This window comes from Desulfonatronovibrio magnus (assembly GCF_000934755.1).
In the GTDB taxonomy this organism is placed as follows: domain Bacteria; phylum Desulfobacterota; class Desulfovibrionia; order Desulfovibrionales; family Desulfonatronovibrionaceae; genus Desulfonatronovibrio; species Desulfonatronovibrio magnus.
The window spans coordinates 18728-31990 of sequence record NZ_JYNP01000029.1; the positions used below are offsets into that span (position 1 = coordinate 18728).

The 13263-nt window shown below is 43.6% G+C and carries 7 protein-coding genes; 3 read left to right on the forward strand and 4 right to left on the reverse strand.

The genetic code is table 11. From position 1 onward, the window contains the following. Nucleotides 1-85 precede the first annotated feature (85 nt). Complete coding sequence (locus LZ23_RS03695) at nucleotides 86-1810, forward strand: tetratricopeptide repeat protein (RefSeq protein ID WP_045211696.1); 1725 nt, start codon at nucleotides 86-88, stop codon at nucleotides 1808-1810. Nucleotides 1811-1828: 18 nt separating this feature from the next. Continuing rightward, a complete protein-coding gene (locus LZ23_RS03700) occupies nucleotides 1829-2815 on the forward strand; it encodes a glycosyltransferase (protein WP_045211698.1) in 987 nt (328 codons plus the stop codon). 781 nt (nucleotides 2816-3596) lie between these two features. Here the strand turns inward: LZ23_RS03700 and LZ23_RS03710 are convergent. Continuing rightward, nucleotides 3597-6068: a mechanosensitive ion channel family protein gene (locus LZ23_RS03710; protein ID WP_052507088.1), complete on the reverse strand. Its 2472-nt coding sequence runs from the start codon at nucleotides 6066-6068 to the stop codon at nucleotides 3597-3599. 391 nt (nucleotides 6069-6459) lie between these two features. On the opposite strand from LZ23_RS03710, the gene pgi reads away from it, so the two are divergent. Further along, a complete protein-coding gene (gene pgi, locus LZ23_RS03715) occupies nucleotides 6460-8097 on the forward strand; it encodes a glucose-6-phosphate isomerase (protein WP_045211701.1) in 1638 nt (545 codons plus the stop codon). Nucleotides 8098-8743: 646 nt separating this feature from the next. On the opposite strand, the gene LZ23_RS03725 is transcribed toward pgi, so the two are convergent. Genes LZ23_RS03725 through LZ23_RS03735 form a run of 3 tightly spaced genes read right to left on the reverse strand, consistent with a single transcriptional unit; the run spans nucleotide 8744 to nucleotide 13046 of the window. Then, nucleotides 8744-9145 carry a J domain-containing protein gene (locus LZ23_RS03725; protein ID WP_045211704.1) on the reverse strand — a complete coding sequence of 134 codons (402 nt, stop codon included), beginning with the start codon at nucleotides 9143-9145 and terminating at the stop codon, nucleotides 8744-8746. A 32-nt stretch (nucleotides 9146-9177) separates the two neighbouring features. Further along, entirely contained in the window at nucleotides 9178-11307 is a 2130-nt protein-coding gene (locus tag LZ23_RS03730) for a hypothetical protein (protein WP_045211706.1), read from the reverse strand. After that, nucleotides 11307-13046, reverse strand: a complete 1740-nt coding sequence (locus LZ23_RS03735) for an Hsp70 family protein (RefSeq protein WP_045211707.1) — start codon at nucleotides 13044-13046, stop codon at nucleotides 11307-11309. The genes LZ23_RS03730 and LZ23_RS03735 overlap by 1 nt, the downstream gene beginning before the upstream one ends. Nucleotides 13047-13263: the final 217 nt, after the last annotated feature.

Genomic DNA, 13263 nt, shown 5'->3' on the forward strand with positions numbered 1-13263 from the left:
TATTTATCATATGATGATATGGTAACAAATCCTTAAGCCGGAAGCATTACACTGTAAACTATTTTATCCTCTGGGAGAAATACTTATGAAAAATGGAAAGCTGGTTATTGTCTCGTGTATTTCTGTGTTGTTAGTTGTTCTTCTGTCCACTGCTTTTGCCCAAAAAAATTATCCTGCCCCGGAAAGCTATCTCAAACAAAATGATCCGGAAAGTTTTGCTCTGGAGGCCATGGACTTTCTTGCAGAGCATCCTGATTCACATATGTCTCCACGGGTAGCTTTTGATCTGTACATGGTAGCTGCTGTTTTTCAGCACAGCCTGTATGAAGCCAAAATGGAAGAAGTGCTTGCTCTTGATTACCCTCAAAGTCTGCAAGGCAACTATTTTAGAAGCACATTCAGTGATGCTGATGCTTACCGTGGTCTTCTCTCCAGGCTTCTTGATGATTTTGCTTCTGATCCGCAAGCTGATTTTATCCCGCGTTTTGTCCATGGACTTGGCTATGCCTTAGATGACTTTGGTGACTTGCTGCTGAGTGATCCTGATTTTGTGCTTAAATCAGCATATATGCTGAAGGCAGCAGGCGAGACTGATGCCCAAAAGAGCTTTCTGAACACACTTGAACCAATGCTCACAAGAAATGCTGAACTTGCTGAAATATCAGCAATTGCTGCAGATGATCAAAAGTCTGTGCAGGACAAAATCCTTGCCTTGCATGATAAGTCATCCCAGCACAGCGCACTTTTTCTGCGCAATCTTTTTTTATTCAGCTTGTCAGATGACGAATTAGAAACCGCTGCCATGCGCCAGGTTGTTGCTGAAGCTCTTATTGAAGCCAGGAGGTTTTCCGATGCTCTTATACTGCTTGAAAAGCAATCCCTGGACCACAACGGCGACCAAATCCTGTTCCAACGCGCATGGTGCCAGGCTGCCATGCATCAACGGGATCAGGCGCTTTCCTCAATTGCCCGGATTGGCAAAGATTATCCAGACAGCCCCTGGTTGAATCAGGCCTTAGTGCTGCAACAGGCCGTGCAGCAGTACGATGCACGCTTAGAAACCTATACCAGCGCCCTGCTTAAACTTACTGATTCCATTTCAGATCTTGACGCTTTGGAAGTTTCTGTTTTGTACACACCAGAGGGATATAATACGGTGGCAGCACTTTATATGGCCATGAACATGGTTGATCATTTTTTTGAATCCCAGCTGCGAGTCAATAATAACTTGGAATTTGCCTATAAATCCAGCCCGCAGGAATCACTACTGTTTGTCAGAGGTAATGATACAATCCATCACGCTCTTGAACCCGGCCCCTTACCATCCTTAAATCTGGATCTTTTTCAGGACAGAAATGACAAATTTCAATTCAATCTTGCCTTGAACCTTGTTAACGATTTCCAGGACATGGCCCTGAGCAACCAGTCATTTCTGGAGTCACCCTTTCTAACAACCCAGGAAGGTGCACATGAGCTGCTAAATTATACCATTACATCCGGATATTTGCCAGGCCAGATTGAAACAGACGATTATGGTACAGTTTTCAACCTGCACATGCCTGATGCACGCACCCCAAAAGGCATGAGTACCAGCAAATTTATCTTAAATAAAGCCGGTAAACTTGAAGGGCTTGAAATCAGTGGTGTAAAAATACAGAAAATTAACTACGGTGATGCGGCCAGCTTGAGTTTTTCGCCACCAGAATGGCCGGATCTTGATAAAGTGACAAGCAGGGAATTTAATGCTGGATATTTCTTCAATGTTTTCGGAAACATTTTACAGCTGCTTGCAGACCCTGATGACAATTAGCTCGCAGGGGCAATAATTATGAAAATTATCATTTTCTATCCTCCGGCCGGCACTACTACCGGAGGAATGATGGTTCTTGTCCAGCTGGGAAAAACTCTTCGCCAGCTGGCAGTCAGCGTGGAGTTTTGCGCCTGGGACAGGGATCATGTCCCCTATCTCAGCGAGATGGGCTTTAAGGTTGTCACAGGATCAGAAGTGCGGTTTAAAGCAGGAGACATTTTCATTGTACCTGAAGGATGGCCCAACGCCCTTGCTCTGGGCTTAAAATCCAAAGCGAGGTGTTTTGTCTATTGCCAGAACTGGGCATATTTATTCAGTGCGCTGCCGGATAATATTTCCTGGAATGACCTGAACGTTGACTTTATCGCAGTCTCTGATCCGGTGCGTCAGTTTATTCATGCAGCCACAGGCAGAAATTGCAACATAATCAGACCATATATTGATCAAAATGTTTTCCTGGCTCCTGAATCAAAAAAAACTGAAAAAATCCAGGTAGCGTGCATGCCACGCAAAAATAAAGCGCTAATCAAGCAGATCAAGCGCTTTGTACTTTCCAGAAATCCAGGTCTTTCAGATGTCCAATGGGTTTACATCCACGGTCTTGAACACAACCAGGTGGCCGCTCTTCTGCAAAAAAGCCATATTTTCCTGGCCACTGGATTTCCCGAAGGCTGTCCACTGCCCCCATTGGAAGCTATGGCCAGTGGATGCCTGGTTGTAGGGTTTGCCGGATTTGGAGGCTGGGATTATATGCGCGGTCAGAACAACCACTACCTGCCTGAAATCAGTCTGCGTGATGTACCATGGAAGGGTAACGGATTTTTCAGCGCTGATGGTGATGTATACAGTGCTGCTCTGAATCTGGAAAAATCAATCATCCAGACTCGAATGCATGAACCAGAACTTAAGGAAATCATAAACAATGCTCAGCTGACTGCACAGTTCTATTGTTCCGAAAACCAGAAAAAAGAAGTTAAAGCATGGCTTGGCCAAATGGTTAGTTAGTACCTCTGCAGAAGAGTATTAGTAGCTTACAAGTAACTTCAAAAAACTGGACCCCGGATCAAGTCCGGGGTGACGGTTAAAGCAAACTATTACTCTTTATTGTCATTCCGGCGAAAGCCGGAATCCAGGTTTTGATGTTAAGAAGCTCCTCACCTGGGCGGACCGGGACCGAACTTGTGAGTAACTGTTTTTAAAGTGGAGCCTGCATCCTGCAGGCTATTTAACTCCAGGCGGCTGGAAGCCGCCTCCACCTTGAAGAACAGTCCCATATTTGGAAATTGGGACAGTCCCCGCGAGGTACTATAAAAAAGATTGATGCTGCATTGGTTCCTGGAAAAATTTGCTTAAATGAAAAAATTTACACAGCGAGGGACAGTCCCTGTGCCAGGCGCAAAGCTCTCATCTTTGACGGAACTTTTCTGGTAATTGAGAATCAATCATATGTAAAAATCTTAAAATTGTGAAAACTATAACCGTCTGATTTTGTTGATAATTTGATTTTAGTTACTTAGAAGCGGCTGGAGCCGCAAGAACTAAACGTCCCCAGGCTGGAGCCTGGGAACGAGGGGGATAAGTTACTCACACGTTCTGTCCCGGGCGCGCCTTGGTGAGAAGCTTACAAGTTTTATAACCTTGAAAGAGCAATGATGCCCAAGATCCTTATTCTTCAGCCTCCAACCTTCAGCCTCCAACCTTCCACCTTCAGCCTCCAACCTCCAACCTTCAGCCTTCAGCCTTATGGCCTTAGGCCTTCAGCCTAAGGCCAAAGGCACAGCCAGCATTAGACATCACCTCGTTTTTCCTTGCTAACCTCCTGGTCATGGTCCTCCTCATGTCCCTCTATTTTTTTCTTTTCTTCTTCAGATTCTTCCAACTCACGCACCACATCAGCGGACGCTTCAGACTCTGAGGCATATTTTATTTCAGGTTCATGCTCAGGTTGACTGTATGTCGTCTCAATGGCTTTTGTTTCTGAATCATGAACCTGCTCATCTTTAACAAGACGCATAGGAGGCGCTGATCCATCTTTGTCCACGCCAAACCAGATAGTCTGATGAGGGAATGGAATTTCAATGCCACGTTCATCAAATATTCGTTTCATGCGCTCAAGAAACGCCCTACGCACAGAAAACTGACGCATGGGTCTGGTTTTTATCCTTACTCTGACTTCAACTGCTGAATCAGCCAGATTATTCAGACCAAAGACTTCAAGTTCGCCGATTATATCCGGACCCCATACTTCATCTTCCTGAAGCTCGAGAGCCACATCCTGAAGAGCCTGCACCACCTGGCCATAATCCTCTCTATAAGCAACCCCTGCATCAACCAAAGCATACCCATAGTCTCTGTTGTTATTTTTGACAGCAGTCACATCACCAAAAGGAATCACCGCCACAGCACCTGTCAGATCGCGCAATGTCAAGGTACGAATCGTCAAGTGCTCCACAGTTCCGGCATATCCTCCAGCCTCAACCCAGTCACCCACTGCAATTGAGTCTTCCATTAGGATAAATGCGCCGGTTATAACATCCCTGACAAGTGTCTGGGCTCCAAAACCAACAGCCAGACCAATCACACCGGCACCAGCCAGCAACGGGGCAATATTTATTCCAAGATGCGAAAGAATGCTCATTCCCGCTACAAGGATGAGGGCAATGCGCACCACATTACTTAAAAGAGGCAGCAATGTAAGTGCCCGAGTATTTACCTTACCAGTTTGATCACCCTCTTTTTCCTTAGTCAGATACTCTTCAACCTTAAAGCTGAAAACTTCCCAGAACAAAAAAGCTCCGCCACCTATCAAAAAGATAACCAGCAGACTGGAAAGAATGGCACCTCCCTGCGGAGACATTACCCAGCTCATGGTACCCATGCCCCAGATCTGTAAGACAGAAAAGACGGCCACAAGATAAATAATGGTTTTGATGCTGTACTTGAGTAATGGAAGGTACTTGTTGGCTCTGGCCTCTAATTGTGGGTGTTCAAGCTTCAATTCTTCACTTATTTTAAAAAGATTTTCCAGACCGCGCTTAGTAAGCTTGATGACAAGATGGGTCAACGCAATAACCATAAAGGTCAAAACAACTGCTTTGGCAACAAAAAACAGACCACCTTCAATTTCCAGCGCCCAGACAACATACATGGCCACTATCAACAAAATGACTCCAACATGCCAGAAATCCGCCAGACGCTTACGCAGAGCACCAACGGCTTTAGCTTTTTTCAGCAAGCTGAGTTTATCGTCAGATTCAGGTGTTTGATCTTGTCCAATTTCAGGCTGAGAACCACGGAGCCATTTGGCAACTTCCGCCCTGTTCTGCAGGATTAAAATTATAAACATTAAGGTAACAGCCAGGCCTAAGACCTTGAGCAGAAACAGGTAAAGTCCTTCTGAAAGCCCCATAATCAAGGTTGCTTCAAGAATAAAGTATCCGTAAACACCAATTCTGGAAACCCTGCGTGACCAGATATAGAGATATTGCACAGATTCATTGTCTATGGGCAAAAATCTCAAACCCGGTGCATTGGGGACCAGCATCAGTCTGACAAAAGCCAGAATAAGCCGGACCAGCACATTGGCATTAATTAGAGTCAGTGCTACAAGCTGAGTAACAGGCTCAGGATCCAGTAAGGGTAACAGGCCATAGGCTGCACCCGCAAAAGCGGCAATGGGGACAACCTCCAGAAGCGTATTCCCAGCCATTAAAAGCAGTCTGTATAATTTGCTGTAAGCCTCCTTGTCTTCCAAGGCTTTACGCGGCTTGGAAAGGAGCCTTGAAACAACTATCTGCGCCAGCAATCCTGCAAGAAGCACCAGAATAACCTTGCCCAGCATTTCCGCCCAGGACTTGAGCACATCCTGATCCTGAGCCTGTTCAACAATGTCCTGAACTACAGTTGGAATTTCCAGGACATTGCTTCCAGCGTCTGAAATTATTTTATTCACATCCTGAACGTAATCTGTAGCCAGACTCATCAACTGTCCCACAAGCCCTCTTGGTTCAAAATCAGGCTCTTGGGAAAGAGCCTGCTGAGCCTGCAGTAATGCCCTTAGATCTTGCTTGAATGCCTCAAGCCTTTGAGGATCTTCCAGGTCTTTTAGCAGCTTTTCAATGCTGACCATGTTTACCTGACCAGCCTGAGACGTACCGGACTCCTGAGCCGCCGCAGGACTGAAGTAAATCAAACCCATAAAAAACATCACAATCAATGAGATGGTTAACTGTTGAGACCAAGTTACAAATTGCCGCATAATCACTCCTTAAAAAAATATGGTACCAGGACACCTGCCCCGACATCAAAATGGTTCTGTTTCAAACAGGCAGCGCTCGAGATCCAGAGTATCTGTTTTGCGCAATTAAGGAAGGCCCATACTCATGCTTTCCTTTAAAGGGCAAAACTGATACGGTTCAACGTAATGCAATCACGGCCGGTATATCCTTGAATTAAAAAGCGGCTGAAGCCGCAAGACCAAAACGTCCCCAGGCTGGAGCCCGGGAACGAGGGGTGTAAGTTACTTATCGGCTTTGTCCCGGACCGTCCAATTGAATCGCTTACTAACAACTATTCAGAAATAAGTCTAAGCCTTTTTGCCTGTCCTGAGAATATATGTTCTGGTATACTGTTACAATTAGGAGAAATATATGACTACCCCCAATGAATGCCCATCCTGGAAAAAGCTGCAGAATCATTACCATGAAATTAAAAACTTGCATATGCGTGATATGTTTGCTTCAGACCCTGACCGGTTTGATAAGTTTTTTCTCTCAAGTCAGGATATCTTTCTTGATTACTCCAAAAACAGGATTACTCCCCGGACCATGGAACTGCTCATGGAGCTCGTTAGAGAAACCAGGTTGCAAGAAAAAATCCAGGCCATGTTCACAGGAGAAAAAATCAACTCTACAGAAAATCGCAGTGTGCTTCATGTAGCCCTGCGCAACCCCGCTGATAAGCCTGTTTATGTACAAGGTCAGGACGTTATGCCTGAAGTTCACCGGGTTTTAGACAAAATGAGAGGTTTTGTTCATCAGGTACGCCATGGCGAGTGGACCGGCTGGACAGGAAAAAAAGTACGCCATGTGGTCAATATTGGTATCGGTGGTTCAGACCTTGGGCCCAAGATGGTTACTAAGGCCTTATCCTCTTTCAACAATGATGGTCCGGAAATGCATTTTGTTTCCAACGTTGACCCTGCTCATCTTGAAAATACCCTCAAAAAAATTGATGCGGAAACCACCCTTTTCATTATTGCCTCTAAATCATTCACTACTCAGGAAACCATGTTCAATGCCCGGCAGGCCAGGTCCTGGTTTTTAGAACATGCCAAAAATGAAAATCACATTGAGAGACATTTTGTTGCAGTGTCCACAAACACAGACAGGGTCAGACAATTTGGCATCAATCCTGACAATATGTTTGAGTTCTGGGACTGGGTTGGCGGTCGGTTCTCCCTGTGGTCTGCCATTGGCCTGCCCATTGCTCTGTCAACCGGAATGAATTCCTTTGAACAACTGCTCCAGGGCGCCCATGATATGGACAACCACTTCAGAAGCGCGCCCATAGAAAGCAATATGCCCATTATTCTGGCTCTTTTAAGCATCTGGTATACAAACTTTTTCCAGGCTCAAACCCAGGCTGTTTTGCCCTACAGCCAGTACCTCAAGGACTTTCCAGCCTATCTTCAGCAGGGAGAAATGGAGAGCAACGGCAAGTCTTCCACCCTGGACGGTAATTTTGTAAATTACGCAACAGGACCTGTTATTTGGGGAGAACCGGGCACCAATGGTCAGCATGCCTTTTACCAGCTTCTGCACCAGGGGACCGTAATGGTGCCTTGTGACTTTATCATCTTTGCCAGACAGCCGGAACATAATGACAGACAGCACAGGCTGCTCATGGCCAACTACCTGGCTCAGACCCAGGCCCTTATGACAGGCAAAACTGAAGAGGAAGCAAGGCAGGAAATGAATGCTGCGGGTATGCCGCCGGATAAAATAAACAAACTTCTGGCCCATAAGATCTTTCCCGGCAACAGACCTTCCAACTCCATCATGATCCCTGAACTGACCCCCAGAAATCTGGGAAAACTAATCGCTCTGTACGAACATAAAATCTTTGTTCAGGGTGCGGTCTGGAATATAAATTCTTTTGATCAGTGGGGAGTTGAGCTGGGCAAACAGCTTGCCAGAGCAATTGAGCCGGAATTGGACCATGACCGCCCTGTTACCAGCCATGATTCTTCTACCAATGGACTGATAAATTTATGGAAAAAACTGTAACTGTTTACTACTTACAAGTAACTACAATCGTATGTGCAATAAAATCAAGGTATTATGGTTTTACCATACAGATTGCTTCTGTCGCTTTGGCTCCATCGTGGGTGAAAGGTTTTCAGCAACTACATCCCTGACAGCTCAGGTGTCATTGCGAGCGAGTCTTCGAGCGCGGCAATCTCTTACGTGCTAAGGCTGATTTTTTAGTTACTCGCAGGTTCGGTCCCGGTCCCCCCGGATGAAGAGCTTACAAGTAACTACAATCATTTTGATAATAAAATCAGATGTTTACAGTTTTCATATTTTGACGATTTTTGCTTATGATTGATGCACATTTGCCTGAAAAATTCCGTCAAAGATGGGAACTTTGCGCCTGGCACAGCTTCCTGCCCGGAGGCTTACAGCCCGGAGGGGGACTGTCCCTCGCTGTGTAAATTTTATCATTAAATCAAATTTCTACCTGGAACCAATGCAGCATCAGTCTTTTTTTATAGTACCTCGCGGGGACTGTCCCAATTACCAGAAAAGTGACAGTTCTTCAATGTAGAGGCGGCTTCCAGCCGCCTGGAATTTAATAGCCTGCAGGATGCAGGCTCCACTTTAAAGACAGTCACCCGCAGGTTCGGTCCCAGGCCGCCCGGGTGAGGCGCTACTAAATATCTTCCGTCTTAAATTCAATTTCCTGGCTTGAGACTTCATCAAGGATTTCGGTTATCTTTTTCCTGTATTTAGAAACAGCAAGAACGGGTTCCAAGCTGTAAATATCCAAATCAACAGAATATCCATCGGCTTGCGAAGATATAGACTCTGAATAATCCTGCATCAGCTTGACCTTCAGGTTATTATCCAATGTAGCTCTTGACAGCTCAGAAATCATTGGGAATAGACTGTCCCAGTCCATTTGCAATCGGTCATAAGCTGACTTTATGCGTTTATATTTTTCAGGAAAGTGTTCTGGATGATATCGCATGGAAAGCTTAACAAAAGCCTTTCTAACCTTTTCAGGACCATCATCTCTCGACACCCTGAGCGCACTATAGTCTTTTTCAAACATATTTTTTTCCTTGTTGCAACATAATCACTTTTTTAATCCATTAAAAATCGTATTTTCATTTTCCGAACTGTCTTTTTGGCTCCAGACTTCTTTTTTTGCTTTGCTCCTAAAATTTTTCGGACTTCTTCTATTGCTTTCTGCAAATCTTTGGAGATATCTTTTCGGTGCAGAAATCCTCTATTTTCCCAAATTTCCAATAGACTGGAAGACAAAGCAGTCAACCTTCTCTGTTTCAAAATAGATGTCAACAATCTCCATTTTTCATTGATTGTGATGTATTCAGCAAGATGATTAATAACTTTTTTTAGAAAAGTATTGTTGTAGGGTGATGACTTCCATTCAAGAATATTCAAAAGCAGCATAAAAAACTGCTTATCAGGTGGAGGATGCAGCAGCAATACTTCAGGGTTTGCGGTTTTTCCGGGTATTTTGAAATTGCCTTTTAGCACTTTGCCAAAAAACAGCAATACACCCAAAAGAGGAAAATCTGTGTCTACATCATCTGCAAGTTTTCGCAGCAAGGACGGATCAAGCTCGTAAAAACTCAGTTCTGATGAATCATAGTCAAAAACATCATCATCTTTAAAAGTGATATCAAAAAGCTTAGTCACAAAAACATGGACCAACTCACGATAGTCAGCTGGATCGAGACATAATTTATAGGCAGAAAATACACTTTCCAACTTAATTATATAAAACAGATCATTGGATACCTCATCAATTTCATCCGATGTCAGCTTGAGAGGCCCCCTTACATCATTGATCTGTTCAATATATTTAATCTTGTCTTTCTTCAGAGAGCTACTTTCAGCCCTTTTCTCAATTATCGACAGCAGGTATCTATCAGAAAGAGAAGTGCTGCAGACTGTCTGAAGCAGAATGTCCAACTCAGTATCAACATTATTCAATGGATAATCGCTGAGGCTTGAATGCCAAAACTTAACGGCATTATTCAGGATTGACTTTTCGTTCAGGCCTGAATCAGATACAAGCTTTGCAAGTGTTGTTAGTGCAACGATTTGTTCTCCAGCATATCTTGCAATTTCTTGTATCTTTGTCTGCTGAATCATAAAACCAAAAACATCATACAAATCAAGAATACATTCACTTAGATACTTTTTTTTGACCATTATGTCTGCAATGCAAAATACAATTTTTTCTCTTAATGTCCATACATCATGCTTTATTAATTCATGAAGAATAGAATACGATTTTACGCCCTGTTTTCTCAAGTCTGTCATTACGTCACACTGCTCGCGCAGGTAGTGAGGCATGGGTATTGAAACAGAAGGTATATAGGATTGCAACAGCATACGCATTGATATTTCCCAGTTTGAGCCAAGTTTTTGTTTGCCGGCCCAGAGCATAAGGTTTGCTGTTGCTGTTTCTACAGGATGTCCTGAATATTTAAAGTCTTTGTTAATAAGATATTTCATAGCTTTTTCTGGCTGCAGGCTATGATAACTTTTAACAAATATATCGCTGCACAACTTGGATAGCAGTGCAACATTCTCAAGAACCTTCAGAGGAATACCTTCGTTATGAGACGCAGCTTTAGACAGTTCTGAAGCTGCTCTATCAAGTTGTTTACACTGAACTTGCAGGGGAATATCTGAATCTTTCCTTACAATTCTTTCAAACGATTTTAAAAACCATGAGGCACGGGCATAATGCTTTTCTCCTTTTCTGGCTCGCTTAAGTTTATCCTGTAAATAGTCATCAAGAGGAGTGGACTTTCTTTCCTGAAGAAGAGATTTCAGTTTCAAAGCCAGGGCAGCAAATGGTGCAGGCAGTTTATCAGAGCATTTCTCCTCCAGCCCAGGATACCCAAGGCCATTATAAACATTTATAAGCACATAGAGCACTTCAAGACAACGGACATTTTCAGAAGATAAATTCTCAGATTTACTCAATCCCGCATATGCTCTTTGAATCCTGGCAATGTTTTTGTCAACAAAGGTAACCTGAAGCAAAAGGTTATAAACTGCAGAATCCCATAACTTAGCAGCAGAGGTTTTCTCGGCTTTTTCCTTCTGACGCTCATAAAGAGTTATGAACTCCTCCCAAGACTGTTTTTTCCAATATCCATTAAGCTTTGACTCGAGCTTCTGCAGAGGGTTACTTGTTTTATTTTTTTTGGCTCGTGAGCTTTTTTTAGCCATCAATCACCCCGCTCCTTGAGCTCATCAATATAATCCACAAGGGCTTCTTCAGTCTCGTCCACTAAATCCTCATCGTCACCCTTTAAGGCCTTTTCGTAGTCGTGTATCAAGGCCTTCAAGGTATTTTTTTCTGCCTCAGAAGTGAGTTCGTTCAGTGTATCGTAGGATTTATGGAGGATATAATTTGTAACCTGGTTATCCTGCTCCTGGGTATCATCCATATCGTCCGGGTCAAAATCATCTTCGTCATCTATAGACAAATCAAACTCGAGAAATGATTGACCCCGCAAGGTGCTGTCCAGGTCAACTTCCCGTTTTGCTCCATAACCTTTCTGCTCAACTTTTACACGAATTATACCATTTAAGTCATAACTGTATTCAATTTCAATAGGTGAATGAGCAGGGCTGGGATGCAATTTAAGGTCAAGGCTTCCTATAAGGGTATTTTCAGAGGGCTCTTTAGACTCGCCTTGAAACACCTCTACCTTTACCACCTGCTGTTCATCGTGGTTTGTATAAAAGATCTGCGATCTGGTAACCGGAATTTGCGTATTGCGCGGAATTATTGGAACACAGATAACCTTGGGTACAAGCTCACTGTAAGACAATGCACTTGCAGATAATGAGTGAGGATTAACATCTATAAGCACCTGATGAATATGCTCACCGGTAATGATTCCACCTTGAATAGCCGCCCCCTTGGCAACGCTTAGGTCTGGGTCAATGGGTGGCAGACAGGATGAACCAAAATATCCTTCCAATAAAGAAATTACCGCTGGAATACGGGTGGAACCTCCCACAAGGAGAACATTCTGAATTTGATCCGCTGTAAGCCCTGATTCTGACAACGCTTTACCTACTTCTTTTTTGGTGATTTCAAGATAATGCTCGATCATTTCCTCAAACTCACTTCGCTCCAGCTCAAAAAAAAGATCAATTTCAGCATTACCCTGATTGGGTATAAGGTTTCCTTCAATCCGCGCATAAGGATGGTGGGAAAGATGAATTTTGGCCTGTTCCGCAGCTGCTTTAAGACGGGCTTCAGCAGGTTTGTATCCTCGCAGGTCTATGCCATGTTCTCTCATTATCCTGGTCATGCATAGTTCCATTATGGTCTGATCAAAATCATCTCCGCCAAGCTTGGTATTACCAGTTGTAGCCAGCACTTCATTCAGCTCACCTACCCTGAGAACTGAAACATCAAATGTCCCCCCACCCAGATCATAAACAAGGATATTGCTTTCAATGGTTTCGGACTTCTCATCTATCTGCAGATATTTATAAAATAAGGCCGCTGCAGTTGGTTCATTGATGATGCGTTCCACTTTAAGTCCGGCCTCTTCTCCGGCCTTTTGTGTAGCCCTGCGCTGCGAATCTGAAAAATAAGCAGGCACGGTAATGACCACATTCTTCACTTCTTTGCCGCAAACTTTTTCTGCTTCTGACTTCAAAAAGCTGAGTATATATGAAGATATTGTTTCAGGATTATAAAGCTTCTCGCCAATTTTGACTGTTTCGTCAGAACCTATAATCCGCTTGACAGAGCTGATAGTATTCTCAGGATGAAGAAGCTGGCGATTTTTGGCCCTTAAACCAACAATTATTTCATCCGCCTCAAAACTCACTATAGACGGTACAAGACTGGAATCCTGTATGGCAATCACTTCAGGCTTACCTTCCTTTAGCATGGAAATGCAGGAATTGGTTGTTCCCAGATCAATTCCGAAAATAGTCTTCATACACGTTCTCCTGAACCTGAAAGTTAAAAATTTGAAAAATGAGTTAGATTTACTATGAAACCCTCACATAAAAAAAGAAAGATTGAACCGCGAAAGACACCAAAGGACACAAAAAAGAAAACTCAAAAGGCAGCATTTTTTCAAAACCGTTACCCGGTTTTCAAAAAACATCCTCGAAAAATGTCTTCAACTTAGTAACCTTCGTATCTTTATGGTT